The organism is Amycolatopsis sp. WAC 04169 (assembly GCF_003947535.1).
Taxonomy (GTDB): domain Bacteria; phylum Actinomycetota; class Actinomycetes; order Mycobacteriales; family Pseudonocardiaceae; genus Amycolatopsis; species Amycolatopsis keratiniphila.
Genome location: NZ_QHJI01000002.1, coordinates 101,688 through 123,310 on the forward strand (window position 1 = coordinate 101,688; position 21,623 = coordinate 123,310).

The following is a 21,623-nucleotide window of genomic DNA, read 5'->3' on the forward strand; positions in this document are numbered from 1 at the left end:
GCCGTCGAGACCACCGGAGGACTTCCGATGGTGACCACTTAGGCGGCGGTCGCCTCGAGAACCTCGGCCGGTCGCTTCTCCTGCGCCGACAACGGTTTCGCCAAGCTGAAGTAGGTGCCGATCACGATCGCGCCCTGCAGGATCGCCAGCCCCCAGAACGCGTAGGGCACGGTGGTCGCGTCCGCCAGGGAGGACAGCGCGACGGTCGCCCCGACACCGAGCCCGAGGCCGAGCGCCTGGGTGCTGCCGAAGATCCGGCCGACCCGCTCCTCCGGGCTGGCCCGCATCAGCAGCGTCCGCGCCGCGATGCGGCCCTGCGCGAAACAGAAGCCGGCGAATGGGATCGCCGCCATCAGCGCGATGTAGTGCAGGGGCTGGATCGCCAGGCAGATCAGGTTGCCGAGGGTGCCGAGCACGGCCAGATGGATGCCCTTGACCCGTTTGCTGACCTTGCCGTACACCGCCGCGCCGACGATGAACCCGACGCCCGCCAGCGCGTCGACCACGCCGATCATCCACGCGCCCTGGTTGAACGTCTGCAGGATCAGCGTGGTCAGGATGACGTTGGCGACCATCAGGCCGATGTTGCCGTTGGCGTACAGCAGCGCGAGCCGTTTGATCGGCTGCCGCACCGGGGCCTCCACCGGCGCCGACGGATCGGTGGCGACGGCCTCCTCGACGACCGGCGCCTTGGCGGGCTTGCGGCCGATCGCGTAGACCAGCACGGCCGAGAGCACGAAACTCAGCGAGTTGAACACGAACAACGGCGTGGCACCGAACCAGATCACCAGGAAGCCGGCCAGCGAAGACGCCAGCAGCATGCCCGCGTTGCTCGCCATCTCGAAATGCGAGTTGAACTTCCCGAGCCGCTCGTCGCGGATCCGCTCCTTGATGAGGCCGTTGCTCGCGGGCATGAACAACGCCGCGGTGCAGGCCAGCATGAAGTTCGCGATATAGGAACCGAGGTTCGCCGGACCGCCGATCCACAGCCACACCGGCAACGCGAACGCGGTCATCGCGCTCACCAGGTCCGCCGCCACGCACAGCATCCGGCGGTCGACCTTGTCGACCAGCTTCCCGAACAGGACCGCGAGCGCGACCTGCGGGATGGACACCGCGATGAACAGCCAGCCGACCGCCAGGGTGGTCTGCTCGGCGTGGAAGACCAGGATCGCGGCGGCGGTGATCTGGAAGGCGTTGCCCGCCGTGGTGATGAAACCCGCCGGGACCAGCAGGCGTTCGGCGAGCCGGGAACTCCGGACCGCGTCGGTGGATGGGGTGCTGTCGAGTGACATGGTGGGTCAGACCTCGCTCGTCGGGGGGAATTCCAGTGATGGCACGGGGAAGGCCGTGGTGTGCGTGACGTCGAAGGCGGCCGCGGTGATCCGGAGGGCGAATCCGCCCGCCGCGGCGGCACGTCCGGCGAGGTCGATCAGGATCGGTGACGCGCAGCCGATCAGCGCCCGCAGTTCGAGGAAGAGGTCACCGAGCCGCGCGCGGAGCATCTCCTGGTCGAGGTTGCCCTTGAGGGTGCGTTCCGTCGCCGCCCGCAGGCGTTCGACGTGCTGCACGATCAGATCGGCGGCCCGGCTGAGGCTGAAGTCCTCCAGCTCGTAGTTCAGCGCGAACCGGGAGACCATCGCCGCGGCCCGTTCGGTGGCTTCGGTCGACACCGGGAGCGAGCCGTTCTCGCCGCCGACCTCGGCGGTGAGCTTGGCCAAGGTCTCGGCGAGTTCGTTCCAGGGCGTGACGAGCCGCTCCCCCGCGACCTTTTCCAGTGCGGCACGGGAGAAGTTGGTCCGCGCGAACTCGGGCGCGGTGAGGTTGAGGTGGAACCGCGCGATGTCGCGGGGCACCTCGGCCGCCAGTTCACGGGCCCAGACCACGTGTCCCTTGCTGGTGGAGAACTTCTCGTTCTCCAGTTCGTAGAACTCGTTGACCAGCAGGGTGTCCGGAAGGACGTAGCGGCCTTCGAGGGCCATCAGCTCGGCGACGTGGACGACGCCCCAGGTGAACAGGGGGTCGAATCCCATGAACACCACGACCCGCGCGTCGTTCTCCGCGAGCCAGGCGTCGTCGTCGGCGGCCTTCGGCTTCCCGTTGCGCCGCAACGCGTACTCGGTGCAGTACATCGAGGCGGGCATGCCCTCGACCCACGCGTTGAGGCGCTGCCCCGGCGTCTGCAGGAACGGCGCCGGCAGGCCCCATTTAACCGGGTACGTGATCGCGAAGTCGGGCAACGGCCCGGACAGCAGTTCCCGCATCAGCCCGAGCACGTGCGGCCGCCACGCGGGACCGCGTTCCTCGTAGTAGGCCAGGAGCTGTTCGCGGTACTCGGAAACCGGGAAGACCATGATCTCGGTTTCGCGGTAGGTCACCTCGTCGGCCGGGTCGAGCACCGAGTACGGCTCGATCAGCGCGTCGAAGTCGATCGGATGCCCGCAGCCCTCGCAGAACCCGCCGCGGCTGTCGGCGAGGCACGTCGGGCAGCCACCGCCGACGAAACCCTCGACCAGGAACTCGCCCTTGCTCTCACTGTAGGGCAGCCGGACCTTGCGCAGGCGCAGCTTTCCCTTGTCGTACAAGCGTTTGACGTAGTCGTAGACGAGCGCCTTGTAACCTTCGTCGGTCGGCGAGAAGCCGTCGACCTCGACCCCCATCGCCTCGAACGTGCGCTGGATGTTCTCGGTCGACTGCTCCACCAGTTCGGGCGGGGTCAGCCCGACCCTGGCCGCGCTGGTGACGAGATAGGTCTGGCTGTCGTCGGTGCAGGAGGCGAACACGGCCTCGCGGCCGGCCGCGCGCAGGTACCGGCGGTGCACGTCGGCACCGAGGTACGGGCCGGCGATATGCCCGATGTGCAGGTCGCCGTTGGACGTCGGGGGGCCGCCGATGATCACCACCGGTCGCTTGTCGGCCATGCTCATGCCTCCGCTTCATGGCGAGCGGCGAACTTCACCGTCATGTCGGAGTCCCACCAGATCGCGTACATCTCGAAGTCCTCGGCACCGTCGTTGAGGATGCGGTGCTCGGTGCCGGGCTTGTGGAACTCGATGTCGCCGGGCCGGAAGGCACGGCGCTCTCCCCCGGACTCGACGACCGCCTCGCCGCTGACGGCGATGAAGATCTCGTACTCGTGGTGGGAATGCGCGCCCGTCGCGCCGTGCGCGGGCACCGTGACCCAGGCGCCTTCGAACGGCGCGTTCAGCGCCGCCCACGGCAGGAGCCGCTGGCCGTAGGCACCGTTCTCGAAGACCATCTTTTCCCGCTCGAGCGGACGGATCTCCATGGCTTTCTCTTCCTTCTCGTGGGTCAGCGGGTGGCGACGATGGGGGCGGTTTCCGAAGTCGGCTGCGGTGGCACCGAAGGGTTCTCCCCGCGATGGGCGAGGATGTCCTGCAGGATGTCGTTGGCGCGCGGGGCGAGGACGCTCAGCAGCGAGTCCGCGATCCCGTGCGTCGCCTCGTTGACGCCCTGGAGGTAGACGGCCGCGGTGGCGGGCTGCTCGATCTCCAGCCGGTAGTCGCGGGTCACCTTGATCTCCGACAGCCCGATCGATTTCGCGATCTCCTGCACCATCCTCGGCATCTCCGGGGAGAAGCCGGTGCCGAGCAGTACGAGATCGGTGCGCAGTTCCTGGACCTCGCCGGTGCGCCGGTCCGTCAGTTCGAGCACGATCTCGTCGCCCTCGTCGCGGGCGTCGGTGATGTCGCTCATCGTGATCATCGTCAGCCGCGAACGGCCGGAGAGACGGTCCAGGTAGATCGAGCGGTAGAGCGCGTCCATCGTGCCCGGGGCCAGCCCGGAGTAGTTCGTGTGGTGCATCTCCTTGAGCATCTGCTCGCGCGCTTCGGGCCGCGCCTCGAAGAACTTGTCCACGTGGGACGGGAAGAACAGCTCGTTGTTGAACTTGCTGCTCTCGTAGTAGTTCAGGCCGATCGAACGCATCACCATGGTCGGCTTGCATTCGGGAAGGTCCTTCTGCACCGCGCTGAACAGTTCCGCCGCGCTCTGCCCGGCGCCGATCACCGCGACGCGGTACGGGAGATCCTTGCGCAGCTTGGCGATCCTCGGCAGGTACTGCGTGCTGTGGATGACGCGGTCCTGGTTCACCGTCCGGAGCCGGTCGGGGATCCGCGCGTCGCGGCCGGCGCCGACCACCAGGTACCGGCTGCGGATGGTCTCGCCGTCGGCGACGTGGGTGTCCCAGCCGGTGAGCGTGCCGTCCGTCCACACGGGAGTGATTTCGAGGCATTCACGGCCACGCTGCAGGTCCACCAGCGAAAGCGAGTCGGCCGTCCACTTGAGATAGTCGGCGAGTTCCACCCGGTACGGGACGAAGCTGCCCATGTTCACGAACTCGTTGAGCCGGTTCGTGGCGTGCAGGTAGTTCAGGAACGAGAAACGGCTGCGCGGATTGCGCAGGGTCACCAGGTCCTTGAGGAAGGAGACCTGCGAGAGGGCTTCGGGCAGGAGCATCCCCCGCTGCCAGGAGACCTCCTCGTCGCGTTCGAGCAGGACCGATTCGCGGGCCAGGCCGGGCGCGAGCTCTTCCAGCGCCACGGCCAAGGCCAGGTTCGACGGTCCTGCTCCGACTGCGAGCAGCTCGACATCACGGTTCGCCATTTGTTCGCTCCGCCATCTTTGTGAGTGCTGGGAAGGTGTTCTGTGGTTCCGGTGCGCGGTCAGCCACCGGCGGCCACCGAGGGCAGCAGGGGGTGCGCGGTCAGCCGGACCTGGGCCATGGCCTTGTCCAGCACCGCCTCGCAGTCGTCGGGATCGGCGCCCGCGCAGATCACGTACGCGTGGCGCGAGATGAACTCCGCCGGCGGCAGCCGCAGGCGCGAACCCGGCTCGACGAGCCGGTCCGCGGCGAGGATCCCGTTGTTACGCCAGGAATCCGGCACGGACACCGACTCGACGACACAGTCCTGTTTCGGATAGCCGAACCGGACGCCGACCCACCGGGGCTCGGCCTCGTGCGGGATGTGGGGACGCATGCCGAGCGCGACGTCGACCGCGGCCGCGCCGGGGTCGATCCCGGTCGCGAACTTGGCGAGCAGCGGGATCAGGTCGCCGCCGAGCCTGCCGTTGATCTCCACGATCACCGGCCCGCGTTCGGTGAGCTTGAGCTCGGTGTGGGTGATGCCGTACCGGAAGTCGATCGCGCCGTGCGCGCGGGCCAGCGTCGAACGCAGGGCCGGGTCGGCGAGCAGTTCGTCCGCGGAACTGACCAGATGGCCGAGCTCCTCGAAGTACGGATGCATGCCGACCGTCTTGCGCGCGACGAACATCGGCGTGTACTCGCCGTCCACGACGGCGCCGTCCACACTGATCTCCGGGCCGCTGAGGTATTCCTCGACCAGCGCCCCGCCCTTGTAGGCGGGAGAGCCATTGAAGCTGGCGTCCTCCGCGGTCCGGAACGCCTTCCGCACGGCCTCGGCGTCTTCCGCGAGACTGACGCCGATACTGGCCCCGCCGCCGCGCGGTTTGACGACGACCGGATATCCGATCCGATCCGCGACACCGACCGCCTGGTCGTCGTCGTGCACGAACCCGAAATCGGGCTGCGCGACCCCGGCCGCGGTCAGCGTCCGGCGGCTGAACCACTTGTCACGGCAGCCTTCGATCGCGGAGAGTCCGGCGCCCGGGACGCCGAGTTCGTCCGCGACATGCGCCGCCGCCACGATCAGCGCCTCGTCCCAGGACACCACGCCGAGCACCGGCGTGGTGGCGTGGAGTGCGCGGGCCGCGGCCAGCACGGTGTCCTGGTCCTGTGTGTCCAGCACTGTGGCGCCGGTGATGTAGCGCTCCTGCCAGGTCGGTTCGGTCCCGTTGAACAACCACAAGGGATGCCGGTGCCCGGCCGACGCCAACAGGTACTCCCGGTACGGCCGCATCCCGCAGCCGATCACCAGGACAACACCCTCCGCTGAGCTCATTCCCTCTCCCCACCAGCCCGTCACTTCGTCGCGGGCTACTACATCCCGGGGGCGGGTTGACCGGAACCCTTGATTCGGGAAGAACAATCAACGGGATGCGTGGTGACGAGGCGGATACCGCGCGGAATGAACCGACGGGAGGCCGTGATGCTCGAACCCCGGACCGCGGACGGGAAGGTGCTCTGGCACTTCACGATGTCGCTCGACGGCTTCGTCGCGGCCCGGGCCACGGCATGGACTGGATGACCGGCACCACCTTCCGGCCGGACCTGGTCGGCGAATACGCCGCGACCACCGGCGCCGTCCTCGGCGGCCGCGACGGCTGGGACGCCTACCCCGACCCCGGCGCCGTCTATGGCGGCGCCTGGACGGGGCCGCTGTTCGTCCTCACCCATCACCCCGAGGACGCCACGCCCACCCCCGGGGTCACGTTCCTGAACTGCGGTGTCGCGGGGCGCCGATCCACCTTCGGGGGCTCGGCAGGGAAGATCCGCATGCGGCGATCGACGTGCGGTTCCGGCCGGCTTAGTTCCTGTTTCCGTAGGACTGCTCGCACGGGTACCCGTCGCGGTCGGCGTCCCAGCTCAACGGGCGCCCCGCGTTCACCCAGGCGTTGTAGGCGTGCGTGTACGAGAATCCTTCGGCGAACAGGCGCTGGCACGACGTGAGCGAAGGCGCCCGGGTGACCGTCACCGGCGGCTCGACCACGACCACGGACGTGGCGGGTGGAGCGACGACGGCGGTGGTCGTGGTGTTCGGCGGCGGGACGATCTCCCGCACCACGGTGACCGGTGTCCCGGCCGCCGTCGTCCCGCAACCACCCAGTGCCGCGACGGCACCCGCCGATACCAGCAGTGCCGCGAACTTCCTGTTCATCCTCTTGCCTCCCGGTGGAACCGCCGAATCCTCACGTGAGGAGAACGGCGGTTCCACCGGTGACATAACGGGTTTCGCGCGATCGGAGCCGCAAGTCCCCGGAAGTCGGGAGCTTCGGCACGGACCGGGCAGGGCCGGAAGACCCTAGGACTGAATGACGTTCACCATCCACGAGATGCCGAACTTGTCGGTGCACGCACCGAATTCGTCACCCCACATCTGCTTTTCGAAGGGCACCGAAACGGTACCTTCGGCGGAGAGTTTCTCCCAGTATCCGCGCAATTCCTCACCGTCGTCGCCGCTGAGGCTGACCGACACGTTGGTGCCCGGTTTGTGCTCCATTCCCGGCGGCGTGTCCGACGCCATGATCGTGTAACCGCTCGGGGAATCGAGCTGGCTGTGCATGATCTGGTCCGCCGCGGGCGTTCCCGCCATACCGGCCTCGCCGAACGTATTCAGCGTCAGTTCTCCGCCGAACACCGACTTGTAGAACTCCATGGCCTGCCGGGCATCGCCGGCGAAGCTGATGTAGGGATTGAGACGAGAAGCCACTGGAACGCTCCTTCTGGTCGGGTCACGAGCATCCTGGCAGACCGCCCCTGAAGCGACAACGGCTGGACTACGGCCGGGTGAATCCTTGAATATGTGGGCGATTTCCCGAGTACCGCTTTAATGTCGGCACATGCCCGCGTTCCGGATCCATCCCGCGACCGCCGACCGGTTCGGCGACGTCGCGACCATCCTCAATCCGAACGGGAACGACCGCGCCTGCTGGTGTCTCGCCTATCGCGCGAAACCCGCGGACTACAGCCGGCTGCGCGGGGACGAACGCGCCGACCACGTCCGCGCCCTGTGCGCGGCGGATCCGGCACCCGGCGTGCTCGCCTACGACGGCACCACCCCGGTCGGCTGGTGCGGCGTCGGCCCGCGCGCGCACCTGCACCGGATGACGCGTTCCCGCACGATGCCGCCGATCGACGACGTCCCGGCGTGGACGGTCGTCTGTTTCGTCGTGCGGGCGGGCCATCGCCGGAAGGGCGTGGCGCACGCGCTGCTGGACGGCGCCGTCTCCTACGCGCGCTCGCACGGCGCCCCGGTCATCGAGGGTTATCCCGTCGACCCCGGCGAAGGGCGGATCAACTCCTCCGCGGCCCACGTGGGGACCATCGGGTTGTTCGCGGCCGCGAGCTTCGAACTCGTCGCGGAGACCCAGGCGCGGTCGGATCGGAAACCGCGCTGGCTCATGCGGCTGGACCTGCGCTCTTGAGCGGCGGCCCCATCACAGCTCCGCCCTCATAGTCGACCGCTCCTCGATAGCTACCGATTGACTTTCGATAGATAACGCGCGAAACTCGATGCATGATCACAGGTCAACGGGCCGTCGCGCCCCTGCGGGTCTTCCTCGTGCTGCTCTTCGGGGTCCTGGTCCTCTTCCAGACCATGTCCCTGCCGGGCCAGTTCGCGCATATGGCACGCCAGGATCCGGAGATGGCGTATCTGCGCTGGCCCGCGACGGCGGTCTCCGTCTTCTGGGTGCTGTGCGTCCAGGTCGTGGTCGTCGCCACGTGGCAACTGCTCTCCCTGGTCAGGAAGGATCGGATCTTCACCGAAGCGTCCTTGCGATGGGTGGACGCCATCGTGTGGGCGATCCTCGCGGGCTGGGTCGTGCTGGCGGGCGTGTTCCTCTACGTCGGCTTCAACGCCGAAGATCCCGGCCTGCCGCTGCTGCTGTTCCTGGCGTTGATCGGCGTCGCCGTGCTGGGCCTGCTCATGATCGTGATGCGCGCCCTGCTGCGGCAGGCCACCACCCTGCGTTCCGACCTCGAACAGGTGATCTGATGCCGATCGTCGTCCGCATCGATGTCGAACTGGCCAAGCGCAAGCTGAGCGTCGGCGAGTTCGCCGAACTCGTCGGGCTGACCCCGGCGAACGTCGCGGTGCTGAAGAACGGCCGCGCCAAGGCCGTCCGGTTCAGCACGCTCGAAGCGATGTGCCGGGTGCTCGAATGCCAGCCGGGAGATCTGCTCGAATGGGTCCCGGACGAGCCTTAGGCCACCGAGAACTTCAGGTGGAAGTTGTCCAGCGTCGCGGGCAACGGCCGCTCCGGCCCGAGGACGGCACCGGAGGCCAGTTCGAAGCGGCGGTCCTTGATCAGGTGCGCCAGCATCGTGCTCGCACAGAACAGCACCAGATCCCGGCCGGGGCAGATGGCGGGCCCGGCGCTGAACGGGACCAGCGCGGGGTTCGCCGCCGCGCTGCCGTCCAGCCAGATCCCGGGTTCGAACCGGTCCGCGTAGGGCAGCGATTCGGGATCGCGGTGGAAGAACGGCGTGAAGATCAGCACCGTGGTCCCCGCGGGTCCCCACGCCGTCTCGGCCGTGCTCTCGCGCAGCAGCGCGGGAGTGGTCGGCCACAGCCGGACCGACTCGAGAGCGCAGGCGCGCAGGTACGGGAACTGGCCGGGCACGCTCAGGTCTGCGGCGGCGACCTCCTCGTCGGCGCGTTCCCGGGCCGCCGGGTGGGTGGCCAGCAGCGCGAGCGCGCGGAAGGTGACGATGCCCGCGGCGTCGAACGCGAAGAGCCAGTGGGCGACCTGGTCGGCGACGACGTCCATCCTCCGCTCGCCCGCCGGTCCGGCCGACGCGATGGCTTCGGCGAGGCTCCCCCGCTCCGCCCGTTCCAGATGGCCGATGAGCCGGGTGCGGAACTGATCGTGGAGCCGGTCGCGCCGAGGGTGCGCGTACGCCCAGTTCCCGTCCTTCCGCAGCCGGGCGAGCATGTCGGTGAGGCCGTCGTCGCCCGCCGCGGACTCGCCGAGCGTGACCCGCCGGACGATGCGCCACCAGGCCACGTTGAAGGTGTCCCAGTCCAGCGTCCCACCGTCCCAGAGCGACGCCGCCTCCTCACCGATCGCCGCGGCGAAGGGAGCGGCGAGGTCGTGCAACGGCTTGCCCGGTTCGAGGACATCTTCGTTGAACTCGCGGCGCGGCGGCCGCTCCACCGCGTCCGAGACGAGGACGCCGTGGGGCTGGAAATGTCCCAGCGCCGCCCGCTTCTCCTTGGTCGACGGGCTGAACGGGACCGGCGCGGCGGCGAGCACGTCACCGACGTCCTCCCCCGACAGCGCCAGGTCGATCGTCCGGCCGGGCACCCGCAGGCGCAGCGGGCCCGGGCCGTACTGGGACCGCAACTTGCACAACAGCCGCACCGCGGGGCGGTCCAGCTGGAGTTTCTGCGCCGCGGCCAGCCCCAGCGGCCGTCGTTTGATCACCCCGCCGGCGAGCGTGGGCAGCACGACCCGCAGCGCGACACGCACGGTGTCCTGAACGGAAGCGATGGCTGGTTCGGTCGTAGTCGCCATGGCGGAGGGCTACCCGGCACGGCTCGCGCGTAATCGGTTTGTCCCACGGCCGGGCGGGGAATCCGGCTGCCATGGCGACCAAGGCACCCGGGGCGGATCCGCCCGAAACCGCCGACCTGGGCGAGCTGCGTTCGGCGGCGTCCGGTTGCCGCGGCTGCGACCTCTACCGCGACGCCACGCAGACCGTCTTCGGCGAAGGCTCCCGCACGGCGGAGATCATGGTGGTCGGCGAACAGCCCGGTGACCAGGAGGACCGGCAGGGTGCCCCGTTCGTGGGCCCCGCGGGGCGGCTGCTCGACCGGGCGCTCGACGAAGCGGGTTTCGACCGCCGGAAGATCTACGTCACCAACGCGGTCAAGCATTTCAAGTTCAAACGCGACGAGCGCGGCAAACGGCGTATCCACAAGACGCCGTCGAAGACCGAGGTCGTCGCCTGCCGTCCGTGGCTGCACGCCGAACTGACGGCGGTCCGCCCGGAGCTCCTGATCTTCCTCGGCGCCACGGCGGCGAAGGCGCTGCTGGGCGACGACTTCCGCATCACACGCAGCCGCGGCGAGCGGATCGACCTCGCCGAGTACGCCACCACCGCGGTCGCCACGGTGCACCCCTCCGCGGTCCTGCGCGCGCCGGACCGCGACGAGGCCTATCAGGCCTTCGTCGCGGACCTCGTGGCGGCGCGCGGCGTCCGCTGAATCAAGCCACTTCGGAGCTGCTGCCGCGGTCGTGCAGGCCGAGCATGTCCAGCAGGGTCGCACAGTCTTCAGGGCTCTTGGCCCGCGAAGCCACGGCGAGGGCCGCCCTGCGGCGGACGGCTTCCTGCTCCGGCGTGTCCTGGCCCTCCGGAAGCAGGTCCGGCACCGGATGAAGTCCGAGATCGTTGTGCATCGGTTCCCCCTTGGCTGAAGGATGAGTGACTGCTTGATACCCGCGCTCGCGGGTTTGAACACAGGTGTCCCCGTTCGAGTGTGCGGAGACACAGCGCTACTGCTCCGTCCGTGTGAATCAGTTCCGCAACGCCGGGAGCAGCGTCTCTTCGGCGAAGCACAGGAAGCCTTCCTGCTGGTCGCCGCCGATCTGGATCAAAGCCACATCGGTGAATCCGGCGGCCTCGAATTCACCCACCCGCTTCACGATCGCGTCCACGTCCGGACCGCACGGGATCGCCGCAGCGACGTCCTCCGGCTTGACGAACTGCGTGGCACCGGCGAACCCCGCGGGCCCCGGCAGCTCGGCGTTGACCTTCCAGCCGCCGCCGAACCAGCGGAACTGCTCGTGCGCCCGCTGGATCGCGGCGTCGCGATCCTCACCCCACGACACCGGCAGCTGGGCGATCTTCCTGGTGGGCGGGCCGAGTTTGGTGGCGTCCCACTCGCGGCTCAGTGCCTCGTCCGGCTCCACCGCGATCATCGCGTCGGCGATCGGCGCGAACCGGGTCACCGACTGCGACCCGGACACCGCGACGGCCACGGGTACGCGCTGCTCCGGCAGATCCCAGAGCTTCGCCGAGTCCACCCGGAAGTGTTCACCCTTGTAGTTGAAGTAGCCGCCGTCGAAGAGCCCGCCGATGATCTGGACCGCCTCGGCGAGCATCTCGTGGCGGACGTTCGCCGGCGGCCAGCCGCGGCCGACGACGTGTTCGTTGAGGTTCTCCCCCGCGCCGAGGCCGAGGGTGAACCGGCCGTCCGACAGCGCCTGGACGGTCGCCGCCTTCTGCGCCACCACCGCCGGGTGATACCGCATGATCGGGCACGTCACGAAGGTCATCAGTTCGACCCGTTCGGTGCTCTGGGTGACCGCTCCCAGCACGCTCCACGCGTACGGCGAATGTCCCTGCTCGTCGAGCCAGGGCGAATAGTGGTCGCTCATCACCTCGAAGTCGAAGCCCGCATTCTCGGCCCCCGCGGCGTATCCCACCAGGTCCTTCGGTCCGGCCTGTTCGGTCATGAGTGTGTAGCCGATGCGCATCGAAGCCTCCTTCGCGTCGACCACCGCGTACCCGCCCGTTCACGTGGTCAACCGGACGTTTATCCGGCGAATCGAACGGGGTACCTGACCCGCAGAAGGAGAGGAGCCGCGATGCCGCAGCAGGCTTGGAGCGAGAAACGAGAACGTCAGTACGAGCACATCAAGGACTCGGCGAAGGACCGGGGCGCGAGCACCGACCGGGCCGAGGAGATCGCCGCGCGGACGGTCAACAAGAACCGCGCACAGGCGGGCGAGTCTCGCGAGGCGAGCCGGACGTCCCTGGAGGACATGTCACCGCAGCGGCGGGGTGGCAAGCGGTCCGGCAACCGGTTGGGCCCGAACGGCCCGACCAAGGACCAGCTCTACAACGAAGCGAAGCAGCGCAATGTCGAGGGCAGGTCGAAGATGTCCAAAAAGGAGCTTCAACGAGCTCTGGGCCGTTGAGCACGCGTCACGCGGCGGATCCCCGTCGCGGTCATCCCACGGCCAAGGACGGATGGATTTCGTAATGGACGCATACGCGCGGGGTGGCCTGACCCCGCAGACCCGGTCCCAGTCGGACGACCTGTCCGACCGGGTCGAACTTCGTCTGCCCGCCGAGGCGGAGCAGATCCCCCTCGTCCGCACACTCACCCACGGTGTGGTGGCGCGTGCGGACTTCGGCTTGGACGCCATTTCAGACGCGAAGATGGCCGTCGACGAAGCCTGTTCCCAACTTGTCCAGCCCGCAGAACTGGGAGCCGTTCTTTGTTGTGTCTTTCACGAGATACCGGAAGGAATCGCCGTCTCGATCTCGACGCGGACGAGCAAGCCCTATCTGCCGAGCGAGACGACCTTCGGCTGGCACGTCTTGACGACCTTGACGGGGTCGGTGACCGCGCGCTGCGAACCGATCCCCGGCGAACTGGGGGGCACGACGACCATCGAGCTCGTCCTGACCCCGGGAACGAGCGACGGGTGAGTGGGGAGCGCAAAACACTCACCCGGCAGGCGGACGACTACGCCCACTGCGAGCCCCTCTTCGAGGAACTGTCGTCGCTGCCGGAGGACTCTCCGCGCCGTCAAGATGTGCGTGCCCGGCTCGTCACCGAGCTCCTGCCCCTGGCCGAGCACATCGCCACCAGGTTCTCCGGCCGGGGTGAACCCCGCGAGGACCTGGTGCAGGTGGCGCGGATCGGCCTGATCAACGCGGTCGACCGGTTCGACCCCGGCCGTGGGCACGACTTCCTCTCGTTCGCCGTGCCCACGGTGATGGGCGAGGTGCGGCGTCACTTCCGGGACACCGGCTGGTCGGTCCGCGTGCCGAGGCGGCTCAAGGAGCTCCACGTCTCCCTCAGCCAGGGCACGGCGGCGCTGTCCCAGCGGCTCGGTCGCGCGCCGACGCCGACCGAACTCGCCGAATACCTCGGCCTCGAGGTCAACGACGTGCGCGAAGGGCTGCTGGCCGGCCAGGCGTACCAGACGTTGTCGGTCGACAAGCCGGTCCACGACAACGCCACCGAGGCCCTCTCGCTCGCCGACACGATCGGCGAGGAGGACCACGAGATGGCCCTGGTGGAGACCCACGAGGCGCTGCAACCGCTGCTGCGGGAACTCCCGAAGCGCGAACGCGCGATCCTCGTCATGCGGTTCTTCGGCGGCTACACCCAGACACAGATCGCGGAGCGGATCGGCATCTCGCAGATGCACGTCTCACGGCTCCTGTCGCAGACGCTGGAACAGCTGCGCGGAAAGCTCTCGGAGTAGCGCCAAACGCGATCATGCGTGATTGGAGACGCATCACGCGTGATTGGGGGCGGAACAGAGAGTTCCGCCCCCAATCACGCGTGTGCTGTCTTCAATCACGCATGATCCGGCTCCAATCACAGGGATCGGAAGTATGTGAAGGCCCCCTTCACTGCGTCTAACGCAGTGAAGGGGGCCTTCACGTACAAAGGATCAAACGGGTTTCAGTGGGTCGTGCCCCATCGACATCAGCTTGTGCCGCCAGTGCGCCTGGCCCGCGACCGGTTCCAGATCGTCCCGCCGCTCGTCCACCACCCGGCGGACGACCGAGCGCATCACGCGCTCGTCCTCGGCGGTGAGATCGGTCCGGCGCTTGCCGAGAATGCCCAGCACATGCCGTCCGGTCGGCGTACCCGCCTGGTCCGGCAGCGCCTCGTCCTCGTCGTCGGCCGACCGCGTGCGCAGCCAGTCGGCCAGTTCCCGCGAGGTCATGTTCACCACGCGATGGAACTCTTCCCACAGTTCGTCATCGATCTCGTGCACGGCGAAACCTCCTGCCAGCACTCGACTTCTACGGCGTCGTGTACGGCGCCTGGTGTTCGATCGACGGGCTCGCCGCCGGGTAACGGCCGTCCTGCCCGGGCACCGGCGTCACCGTCGTGCCCTGCTGTTCGGGCTCGACACGCTGCCGGGGACGGTTGATGACCGCTTCGGCCTCCTGCTCACCACGGATCCGCGAAAGCACGCTGAGCGTGATCGCATGGGCGATGGCCAGAACCAGCAGCAGAACGCCGAGCCTGCCCACCACACCGGGCAGGTCGCTGCCGCCGATGTCGATGGTCGACAGCAACGCCAAGACGCCCAGCGTCGCGAGGTGGAACAGCACCGTCACGAGCCACGTCATGGACGCGCCAGCGGCCGGATCCCCGTGGGAACCCCGCAGGTAGCGCTTACCGCTCTGGTAGATGATCAGACCGTCGAGCATGACCAGCGCCACCCCGATGACGAGGAAGGCCACGTATGCGTTGGTAGTCATGCCGGAACGCTCCCTTCGTAATGGACCTCACCCCATGAGATACCCGGGACCTCCCCCTGGAAAACGCCGTCTTCCAGGGGGAGGTCCCGGGCGGTGGTCAGCTGCCGGGGCGGTCCACGTCACCGCGCCACGCGCCGGATTCGCGGCCGCGGCTCTCGATGAATTCCTTGAACCGCTTCATGTCGCCCTTGATCCGGCGGTCGAGTACGCCGAGTTTGTCGGCGACGTTCTCGGCGAAGCCTTCCGGGTCGATATCCATCTGCGCCGTGACACGGGTCTTGTTGTCGTCGAGGCGATGGAAGGTGATGACGCCCGCGTGGTCAGGACCGGAGTCCGACGTCCACGCGATACGTTCGTCGGGATGTTGCTCGGTGATCGTCGCGTCGAATTCCCGGCTCACCCCACCGAACTTGGTCACCCAGTGGGTGTGGGTCGCGTCGATTTGACGGATCTCTTCGACACCTTCCATGAACTGCGGGAAGCTCTCGAACTGAGTCCACTGGTTGTACGCGGTCTTCACCGGGACTTCGACGTCCACCATTTCGGTGATCGTGCTCATGCATCCTCCTGTCCGTTGGGTGCTTTTCGAGCCGGCACTCCCCGGCTACCCGGCGCTCAGTGGAGCGAAACACGCTGTGATTGACCCGGCGGACGGCCGGGTACCCGGCGGGCAGAACGCTCCGAGGAGGTGCCCCATGATCGAAGAGACCCACCGGAAGCCGCCCGAGGAAAAGTCGGTCGGCGAACTGGTTTCCGATCTCGGTGACGAGGTCAAACACCTGGTCCGCGACGAGATGCGGCTGGCCGTGTTCGAGTTGCAGGGCAAGGGGAAGAAGCTGGGAGTCGGCGCCGGATTGTTCGGCGCGGCGGGCGTTTTCGCGCTCTTCGGCCTGGCGACCCTGATCGCCGCCGTGGTCCTGGCCCTCGCCTTGGTCATGCCCGCGTGGCTGGCGGCCGTGGTGACGGGCGCGGCGCTCCTGCTGATCGGTGGCCTTTCCGCCATCGTCGGCAAGAAGGAGGTCTCGAGCGCGACCCCGCCGGTGCCGGAAGAAGCCATCGAGGGTGTCCGTGACGACGTCGACACCGTGAAGCAGGGAGTGCGCTCATGACCGATTTCCCCAAGAACGCCGAAGAAGCCCGCGCCGATCGCGACGTGACGCGCGAAGAACTCACCGAGACCCTCGACGCGCTGGGCAAGAAGATGGACGTCAAGGCGAGGGTGAACGACAACCTCGACGCGAAGGTCGATCAGGCCAGCGCCAAGATCTCCGACAAGGTTTCCGAGCCCGCGGCCGAAAAGTTCCGCCAGGGCACCGAAATCGTCCGTGCCAACCCGGTGCCGATCTTCGCCGGTGTGCTCGCGTTGCTCGTCGCCATCCGGCTGATCCTGCGAAAGAGGTCTGCGTCGTGAACAAGGTTCTCTACAAACCGCTGAACATGGTCGTGAGCGCCGCGGGCGGTGTCCTCGCCGGGATCGCGTTCAAGCAGATCTGGAAACGCGTGAGCGGTGATGAGGAAGCGCCGAACGCCACCGACCGTGACTTCACCTGGACCCAGGTGATCGTCGCGGCCGCCGCGCAGGGCGCGATCTTCGGTGCGGTGAAGGCGGCCACGGAACGGGCCGGCGCGGTCGGCTACCGCAAGGCGACCGGCGACTGGCCCACGGAGGACTGACGATGCGCGTTGTGATCATCGGAGGTGGCTTCGCCGGGTACAACGCGGCGAAGACGCTGCTGAAGTCGGTCGGGGACGACACCGAGATCGTGGTGCTGAACCCGACCGACTACTTCCTCTATCTCCCCCTGCTGCCCGAGGTCGCCGCCGGCATCTTGGAACCGCGCCGGATCTCGGTGTCCATCCCCGGCACGCTGCGCGGGGTGCGTCTCGTGCTCGGCACCGCCAAATCCGTCGACTTCGACGCCCGCAGCGTGAGTTACGTCGACCCCGAGGACCGGGAGCATCACCTCGGCTACGACCGGCTGGTGCTCGCCGCGGGCAGTGTCAACAAGCTGCTGCCGATCCCGGGCGTGCCGGAATACGCCCACGGCTTCCGCGGGCTGCCCGAAGCCCTGTACCTGCGGGACCACATCACCCGGCAGATAGAACTCGCCGCCTCCGCGACGGATCCGGCCGAACGCGACGCGCGCTGCACGTTCGTCGTGGTCGGCGCCGGCTACACCGGCACGGAGGTCGCCGCGCAGGGTCCGGCGTTCACCGCCGCGCTCGCCGCCCGGCATCCCGAACTGAAGGAACAGAAGATCCGGTGGCTGCTGCTGGATCTGGCCGACCGGGTGCTGCCGGAACTCGACCGGCGGCTCGGCACCACCGCGGACGAGGTGCTGCGCGCACGCGGCGTCGAGGTGCTGATGAAGACGTCGATCGAAGACGCCGGGCCGGGCGGGGTCACCCTGACCTCCGGTGAATCCGTGCCGACCCACACCCTGGTGTGGTGCGTCGGCGTCCGGCCGGATCCGCTGATCGAGGACCTGGGATTGAAGACCGCCAAGGGCAGGCTGGTCGTGACGGCGCAGCTGAACGTTCCCGGACGGCGCGACGTCTACGCGTGCGGGGACGCGGCGGCCGTGCCGGATCTGACCCGGCCCGGCGAGTACACGCCGATGACCGCCCAGCACGCCGAACGGCAGGGCAGACTCGCGGGCAAGAACGTGGCGGCGTCCCTCGGCCATGGCTCGCACGGCACCTACCGGCACCACGATCTCGGCTTCGTCGTCGACCTCGGCGCCCACCAGGCGGCCGCGAATCCGTTGCACATCCCGCTTTCCGGATTCGCCGCGAAGGCGGTCACCCGCGGCTACCATCTGCTGGCCATGCCCGGCAACCGGCTGCGGACCGCCACCGACTGGGCGCTGGAGGCCGTGACGAAACGGCAGACCGTCCAATTAGGACTCGTCCGCTCGGGTTCGGTGCCGCTGGACACGGATTCCCCCGAACTCCCCCGCACGAACTGCTAGAGGAGACGACCATGACCGCCGAATCCGATCCCATCCGCGCCGAAGGCCCCTCGGTCGTCACCGACGGCGGTGACGAAGGGGCGAAGCTGCTGGTCCTCGACCCGGCGGGCGAGGGCAACCACGGTGAACTCCCGGCGACGTGGCGGCCGCTCGCGGCCCAGCGTCAGATCATCTGGTGCAGGCTGCCTGCCGACGGCGCGCTCAGCCAGGCCGAAGACGTCCTCGGCGACGCGGAACCCGGCGGCCCGCCGATCGACGTGGTGGCCGCCGGCGGCTCGGCGGCGGACGCGCTGCGGCTCGCCGAACGCCATCCCGGCGCGGCGGCCCATGTCCTTCTGGTCGACCCGGTACCGGACGAGTCCTCCGAACTGGCCGAACGGGTGCGCTCCGCCGGGACCGCGGTGGCCGTGCTCCCGCACAGCACCGGTGAGCCCTACAACCGGGTCCCGCCACCGCTGCCGCTCGGGCATCCGGACGTCGTCGCGGGGGTCACCAAGATCCTCGAGGACGTTTAGCCGCCGGGGAGGGGCGGTATCCGGCGCCCATGAGCGAAACCGTTGCGGACCATGTTCTGACCAGGCTGCGCGAATGGGACGTGGAGCAGGTCTTCGCCTATCCCGGTGACGGCATCAACGGGCTGGTGACCGCGTTCGGCGCGGCCGACAACAAGCCGCGTTTCGTGCAGACCCGCCACGAGGAGATGGCGGCGTTCGCGGCCGTCGGATACGCGAAGCTGAGCGGACGGCCCGGTGTCTGCATGGCGACGTCCGGCCCGGGGGCGATCCACCTGCTCAACGGCCTCTACGACGCCAAACTCGACCACGTGCCGGTGGTGGCGATCGTCGGGCAGACGGCGCGCAGCGCGATGGGCGGCAGCTACCAGCAGGAGGTGGACCTGCAGGCGTTGTTCAAGGACGTCGCGAGCGAGTACCTCGTCGAGGTCAACGTCCCCGAACAACTGCCGAACGCCCTCGACCGCGCTCTGCGCACCGCCATAGCCCAGCGCGCGCCCACTGCGCTCATCATTCCGGCGGATCTGCAGGAGGAGACCTATCAGCCGCCGCAGCACGAGTTCAAGCACGTGCCGTCCTCCCCGCCCGATCACCCGCGGGCCAGCGTCATCCCGCCCTCGGACGAGATCGCGCGCGCCGCGGAGGTGCTGAACGCGGGCGAAAAGGTCGCGATCCTGGTCGGCCAGGGCGCGCGCAACGCCGTCACCGAAGTGCGCGAGGTCGCCGAGCTCACCGGTGCCGGAGTGGCGAAAGCGTTGCTGGGTAAGGACGTCCTGCCCGACGACCTGCCGTACGTCACCGGCTCCATCGGCCTGCTCGGCACGCGGCCGACGTACGAGATGATGCGGGACTGCGACACGCTCCTGATCGTCGGCTCGAACATGCCGTACGCGCAGTTCCTGCCGGAATTCGGCCAGGCGCGGGCCGTCCAGATCGACATCGATCCCCGGTTCCTCGGGTTGCGCTATCCGACCGAGGTCAATCTCCTCGGCGACGCGAAGGGCACCTTGCAGCAGCTGATCCCGTTGCTGGAAGGGAAAACCGAGCGCGGCTGGCGCGAGCGGATCGAGAAGAACGTCGGCGAGTGGCAGGAGACGCTGACCCGCCAGGCGATGCTGGACGCGGAACCGGTCAACCCGATGCGGATCGTGCACGAACTGTCCGAGCGGATCCCCGAGGACGCCATCGTCACCGCCGACTCCGGTTCGGCCACCAACTGGTACGCCAGGAACCTCCGGATGCGCGGCCGCATGCGGGGCACGCTTTCCGGCACTCTCGCGACAATGGGTTCCGGTGTCCCCTACGCGACCGGCGCCAAGTTCGCCCATCCCGACCGGCCGGTGATCGCGCTGGTCGGCGACGGCGCGATGCAGATGAACGGGATGGCGGAACTGCTGACCATCGCCCGGTACCGCGAACTGTGGACGGACCCGCGGTGCGTCATCTGCGTGTTCCACAACGGTGATCTGAACCAGGTCACCTGGGAACTGCGCGCCATGGGCGGCGCGCCGAAGTTCGAGCCGTCGCAGACCCTGCCGGAAGTGTCCTATTCGGACTTCGCGCTGGAGATCGGCCTCGGCGGGATCGCCGTCGACGATCCCGCCCGGCTCGGCGAGGCGTGGGACGTCGCGCTGTCGGCCGACGTGCCGACCGTGCTCGACGTCCGCTGCGATCCCGAGGTGCCGCCGATCCCGCCGCACGCCACCTTCGACCAGGTGAAGGCCATGACCGAAGCCGTCCTCAAGGGCGAACCCGACGCGTGGCACCTGCTGACGCAGGGCATCAAGACGAAGATGCAGGAACTGCTTCCCTCGCGCCGCTGAGGCTCACGCGCTGGCGCCGCCGTCGAGGACGATGTCGTGCCCCACGACGTACGCCGCCTCGTCCGACGCCAGCGACAGGACCGCCGCGGCGATCTCTTCGACCGCGCCGATCCGGCCGAGCGGGATGACCGCGCCGAGCCGGGCGGCGCGGCCGGCCTCGGATTCACCGGGCCGGAACGACATGCCGGTGTCGGTGGCGCCGGGGCTGACCGCGTTGATCCGGATGCCCTCGGCGATGTGGTCGCGGGCGGCGGTCCGGGTCAGCACGTCCACGGCGGCCTTCGAAGCGGCGTACGCGGCCATTCCCGGCAGGCGGTTGTGCGAGCCGATGTTGGACGACATGTTGACGATGGCTCCCCCGCCACCCTTCCGCATCTGGGCGATTTCGTGCTTCATGGACAGCCAGGTACCGGTGAGGTTCGTCCGCACGACGGCGTCGAAGCCGTCTTCGTCGAGATCCGCCGTCGGCGCGGGGCTGCCGAGGATGCCGGCGTTGTTGAACGCGATGTCTAGTTTGCCGTGCCTCCGTACGGTCTCGGCGACGAGACGCTCGACTTCGGAGCCGACACTCACGTCCGCGGTCACCGCGTCGGCCGTTCCGCCGTCCGCCTCGATCTCCTTAACCGTCTGACGCAGCTTCTCGCCGTCTCGTCCGGAGACGACGACCTGAGCGCCTTCGCGCGCGAAGGCCGCCGCCGTGGCGCGCCCGATCCCGGAGCCTCCCCCGGTGACCAGGACGACCTTGCCGCTGAATCGCTTCCCCACAGTGGTTACCACTTTCTGGTCCGATCGTTCCATTATCAGTGTTTGCGAGCGGCTTCGAGAACCGCGATGGCCTGCCTCGCCGTCGCCTTGACCCGCGCCGCGGGATCCGGCCCCTTGCCCAGCACCCGCATGCCCTGCAGGACGGTGAGCAGGAAGCCGGCCAGCTCTTCCGGATCGGCGGTGGCGTCGAGCTCGCCCTGCGCCTTCGCGCGGCTCAACGCCATCCGCACCGCCAGTTCGAGCGCGTCCCAACTGCGCTCGATCACCCGCACAACCTCGGGATCCCTCGGCATCATCTCCATGGCGGCGTTGACCACGAAACAGCCTTTGCGCCCCGATTCGCCCAGGATTTCGGCGAGATAACGGTCGATGAGCCGCCGCACCCCCGCGAGCGCCGGCCCCGGCCCGGCGAAGTCCTCGACGAACCGCTCGTTGCCCCGGGCGATGTAGCGATTCAAGGCCGTCAGGTACAGCTCGTGCTTGGTACCGAAGGTCGCGTACAGGCTCGCCTTGCCGATGCCGAGCTCGGCGACCAGGTCACTGACGGAGGTGGCTTCGTAGCCTTGCCGCCAGAACAGTTCCAGCGCGGCTTCACAGGCCGCGTCGACGTCGAATTCCTTCACCCGGGACATGGCAGGAGCTTAAC

The 21,623-nt window shown here is 68.4% G+C and carries 28 protein-coding genes; 13 read left to right on the plus strand and 15 right to left on the minus strand.

What is annotated here, in order from left to right:
- Nucleotides 1-38: 38 nt before the first annotated feature.
- The 7 genes from DMC61_RS05315 to DMC61_RS05350 all read right to left on the minus strand — a co-directional run bounded on the left by DMC61_RS05315 (nt 39) and on the right by DMC61_RS05350 (nt 7,370).
- A complete protein-coding gene (locus tag DMC61_RS05315) occupies nt 39-1,295 on the minus strand; it encodes an MFS transporter (RefSeq protein WP_125687307.1) in 1,257 nt (418 codons plus the stop codon).
- Nucleotides 1,296-1,301: 6 nt separating this feature from the next.
- Nucleotides 1,302-2,921, minus strand: coding sequence for a class I tRNA ligase family protein (locus tag DMC61_RS05320; RefSeq protein WP_233594708.1), 1,620 nt, complete (start codon nt 2,919-2,921; stop codon nt 1,302-1,304).
- A 2-nt stretch (nt 2,922-2,923) separates the two neighbouring features.
- On the minus strand, nt 2,924-3,289 hold the full coding sequence (locus tag DMC61_RS05325) for a cupin domain-containing protein (protein ID WP_037344297.1): 366 nt from the start codon (nt 3,287-3,289) through the stop codon (nt 2,924-2,926).
- A 23-nt stretch (nt 3,290-3,312) separates the two neighbouring features.
- Entirely contained in the window at nt 3,313-4,626 is a 1,314-nt protein-coding gene (locus DMC61_RS05330; protein ID WP_125687311.1) for a lysine N(6)-hydroxylase/L-ornithine N(5)-oxygenase family protein, read from the minus strand.
- A gap of 59 nt (nt 4,627-4,685) precedes the next feature.
- Complete coding sequence (locus DMC61_RS05335) at nt 4,686-5,942, minus strand: ATP-grasp domain-containing protein (protein WP_125687313.1); 1,257 nt, start codon at nt 5,940-5,942, stop codon at nt 4,686-4,688.
- Between the two features lie 525 nt (nt 5,943-6,467).
- Nucleotides 6,468-6,818, minus strand: coding sequence for a hypothetical protein (locus tag DMC61_RS05345; RefSeq protein WP_125687315.1), 351 nt, complete (start codon nt 6,816-6,818; stop codon nt 6,468-6,470).
- 144 nt (nt 6,819-6,962) lie between these two features.
- The gene (locus DMC61_RS05350; RefSeq protein WP_125687317.1) at nt 6,963-7,370 is read right to left on the minus strand and encodes a VOC family protein; all 408 of its coding nucleotides are present in this window, start codon (nt 7,368-7,370) and stop codon (nt 6,963-6,965) included.
- A 130-nt stretch (nt 7,371-7,500) separates the two neighbouring features.
- Between DMC61_RS05350 and DMC61_RS05355 the strand changes: the two genes are divergently transcribed.
- From DMC61_RS05355 to DMC61_RS05365, 3 genes are all read left to right on the plus strand, one after another.
- Nucleotides 7,501-8,085, plus strand: coding sequence for a GNAT family N-acetyltransferase (locus DMC61_RS05355; protein WP_125687319.1), 585 nt, complete (start codon nt 7,501-7,503; stop codon nt 8,083-8,085).
- A gap of 92 nt (nt 8,086-8,177) precedes the next feature.
- Complete coding sequence (locus DMC61_RS05360; RefSeq protein WP_125687320.1) at nt 8,178-8,657, plus strand: DUF2975 domain-containing protein; 480 nt, start codon at nt 8,178-8,180, stop codon at nt 8,655-8,657.
- On the plus strand, nt 8,657-8,869 hold the full coding sequence (locus tag DMC61_RS05365; protein WP_016333493.1) for a helix-turn-helix transcriptional regulator: 213 nt from the start codon (nt 8,657-8,659) through the stop codon (nt 8,867-8,869). Before DMC61_RS05360 ends, DMC61_RS05365 begins: the two co-directional genes overlap by 1 nt.
- Here the strand turns inward: DMC61_RS05365 and DMC61_RS05370 are convergent.
- Complete coding sequence (locus DMC61_RS05370; RefSeq protein ID WP_125687322.1) at nt 8,866-10,179, minus strand: cytochrome P450; 1,314 nt, start codon at nt 10,177-10,179, stop codon at nt 8,866-8,868. The two genes, DMC61_RS05365 and DMC61_RS05370, sit on opposite strands and share 4 nt — an antisense overlap.
- 71 nt (nt 10,180-10,250) lie before the next feature.
- On the opposite strand from DMC61_RS05370, the gene DMC61_RS05375 reads away from it, so the two are divergent.
- Complete coding sequence (locus DMC61_RS05375; protein WP_125687324.1) at nt 10,251-10,871, plus strand: UdgX family uracil-DNA binding protein; 621 nt, start codon at nt 10,251-10,253, stop codon at nt 10,869-10,871.
- 1 nt (nt 10,872) lies between these two features.
- Here DMC61_RS05375 and DMC61_RS05380 read toward each other — a convergent pair whose 3' ends face one another.
- Together DMC61_RS05380 and DMC61_RS05385 are read right to left on the minus strand one after the other, a co-directional pair.
- The gene (locus DMC61_RS05380; protein ID WP_125687326.1) at nt 10,873-11,064 is read right to left on the minus strand and encodes a hypothetical protein; all 192 of its coding nucleotides are present in this window, start codon (nt 11,062-11,064) and stop codon (nt 10,873-10,875) included.
- Nucleotides 11,065-11,181: 117 nt separating this feature from the next.
- The gene (locus DMC61_RS05385) at nt 11,182-12,144 is read right to left on the minus strand and encodes a TIGR03557 family F420-dependent LLM class oxidoreductase (RefSeq protein WP_125687329.1); all 963 of its coding nucleotides are present in this window, start codon (nt 12,142-12,144) and stop codon (nt 11,182-11,184) included.
- A gap of 111 nt (nt 12,145-12,255) precedes the next feature.
- On the opposite strand from DMC61_RS05385, the gene DMC61_RS05390 reads away from it, so the two are divergent.
- From DMC61_RS05390 to DMC61_RS05400, 3 genes are all read left to right on the plus strand, one after another.
- Nucleotides 12,256-12,588: a plasmid stabilization protein gene (locus DMC61_RS05390; protein WP_125687331.1), complete on the plus strand. Its 333-nt coding sequence runs from the start codon at nt 12,256-12,258 to the stop codon at nt 12,586-12,588.
- Nucleotides 12,589-12,652: 64 nt separating this feature from the next.
- Nucleotides 12,653-13,105, plus strand: coding sequence for an anti-sigma factor (locus DMC61_RS05395; protein ID WP_125687333.1), 453 nt, complete (start codon nt 12,653-12,655; stop codon nt 13,103-13,105).
- The gene (locus DMC61_RS05400; RefSeq protein ID WP_125687335.1) at nt 13,102-13,890 is read left to right on the plus strand and encodes a SigB/SigF/SigG family RNA polymerase sigma factor; all 789 of its coding nucleotides are present in this window, start codon (nt 13,102-13,104) and stop codon (nt 13,888-13,890) included. The genes DMC61_RS05395 and DMC61_RS05400 overlap by 4 nt, the downstream gene beginning before the upstream one ends.
- 192 nt (nt 13,891-14,082) lie before the next feature.
- Here the strand turns inward: DMC61_RS05400 and DMC61_RS05405 are convergent, their stop codons facing one another.
- The 3 genes from DMC61_RS05405 to DMC61_RS05415 all read right to left on the minus strand — a co-directional run bounded on the left by DMC61_RS05405 (nt 14,083) and on the right by DMC61_RS05415 (nt 15,464).
- A complete protein-coding gene (locus DMC61_RS05405) occupies nt 14,083-14,412 on the minus strand; it encodes a DUF3140 domain-containing protein (RefSeq protein ID WP_016333485.1) in 330 nt (109 codons plus the stop codon).
- Between the two features lie 28 nt (nt 14,413-14,440).
- A complete protein-coding gene (locus tag DMC61_RS05410; RefSeq protein ID WP_037344284.1) occupies nt 14,441-14,905 on the minus strand; it encodes a hypothetical protein in 465 nt (154 codons plus the stop codon).
- A 97-nt stretch (nt 14,906-15,002) separates the two neighbouring features.
- Nucleotides 15,003-15,464 carry an SRPBCC family protein gene (locus DMC61_RS05415; RefSeq protein ID WP_016333483.1) on the minus strand — a complete coding sequence of 154 codons (462 nt, stop codon included), beginning with the start codon at nt 15,462-15,464 and terminating at the stop codon, nt 15,003-15,005.
- Between the two features lie 136 nt (nt 15,465-15,600).
- Here DMC61_RS05415 and DMC61_RS05420 point away from each other — a divergent pair, with 136 nt between their 5' ends.
- From DMC61_RS05420 to DMC61_RS05445, 6 genes are read left to right on the plus strand one after another with little or no spacing between them, the layout of a single operon-like run.
- Nucleotides 15,601-16,014: a phage holin family protein gene (locus DMC61_RS05420; protein WP_125687337.1), complete on the plus strand. Its 414-nt coding sequence runs from the start codon at nt 15,601-15,603 to the stop codon at nt 16,012-16,014.
- Entirely contained in the window at nt 16,011-16,316 is a 306-nt protein-coding gene (locus DMC61_RS05425) for a DUF3618 domain-containing protein (RefSeq protein ID WP_125687339.1), read from the plus strand. The genes DMC61_RS05420 and DMC61_RS05425 overlap by 4 nt, the downstream gene beginning before the upstream one ends.
- Nucleotides 16,313-16,579, plus strand: a complete 267-nt coding sequence (locus DMC61_RS05430; RefSeq protein WP_125687341.1) for a DUF4235 domain-containing protein — start codon at nt 16,313-16,315, stop codon at nt 16,577-16,579. Before DMC61_RS05425 ends, DMC61_RS05430 begins: the two co-directional genes overlap by 4 nt.
- A gap of 2 nt (nt 16,580-16,581) precedes the next feature.
- Nucleotides 16,582-17,877 carry an NAD(P)/FAD-dependent oxidoreductase gene (locus DMC61_RS05435; protein WP_125687343.1) on the plus strand — a complete coding sequence of 432 codons (1,296 nt, stop codon included), beginning with the start codon at nt 16,582-16,584 and terminating at the stop codon, nt 17,875-17,877.
- A gap of 11 nt (nt 17,878-17,888) precedes the next feature.
- Nucleotides 17,889-18,392 carry a hypothetical protein gene (locus tag DMC61_RS05440; RefSeq protein ID WP_125687345.1) on the plus strand — a complete coding sequence of 168 codons (504 nt, stop codon included), beginning with the start codon at nt 17,889-17,891 and terminating at the stop codon, nt 18,390-18,392.
- A gap of 29 nt (nt 18,393-18,421) precedes the next feature.
- Nucleotides 18,422-20,212: a thiamine pyrophosphate-requiring protein gene (locus DMC61_RS05445; protein WP_125687347.1), complete on the plus strand. Its 1,791-nt coding sequence runs from the start codon at nt 18,422-18,424 to the stop codon at nt 20,210-20,212.
- Between the two features lie 3 nt (nt 20,213-20,215).
- Here DMC61_RS05445 and DMC61_RS05450 read toward each other — a convergent pair whose 3' ends face one another.
- Both DMC61_RS05450 and DMC61_RS05455 read right to left on the minus strand, forming a co-directional pair.
- Nucleotides 20,216-20,977, minus strand: a complete 762-nt coding sequence (locus DMC61_RS05450) for an SDR family NAD(P)-dependent oxidoreductase (RefSeq protein ID WP_125687349.1) — start codon at nt 20,975-20,977, stop codon at nt 20,216-20,218.
- Between the two features lie 35 nt (nt 20,978-21,012).
- Nucleotides 21,013-21,609 carry a TetR/AcrR family transcriptional regulator gene (locus DMC61_RS05455; RefSeq protein WP_125687351.1) on the minus strand — a complete coding sequence of 199 codons (597 nt, stop codon included), beginning with the start codon at nt 21,607-21,609 and terminating at the stop codon, nt 21,013-21,015.
- Nucleotides 21,610-21,623: the final 14 nt, after the last annotated feature.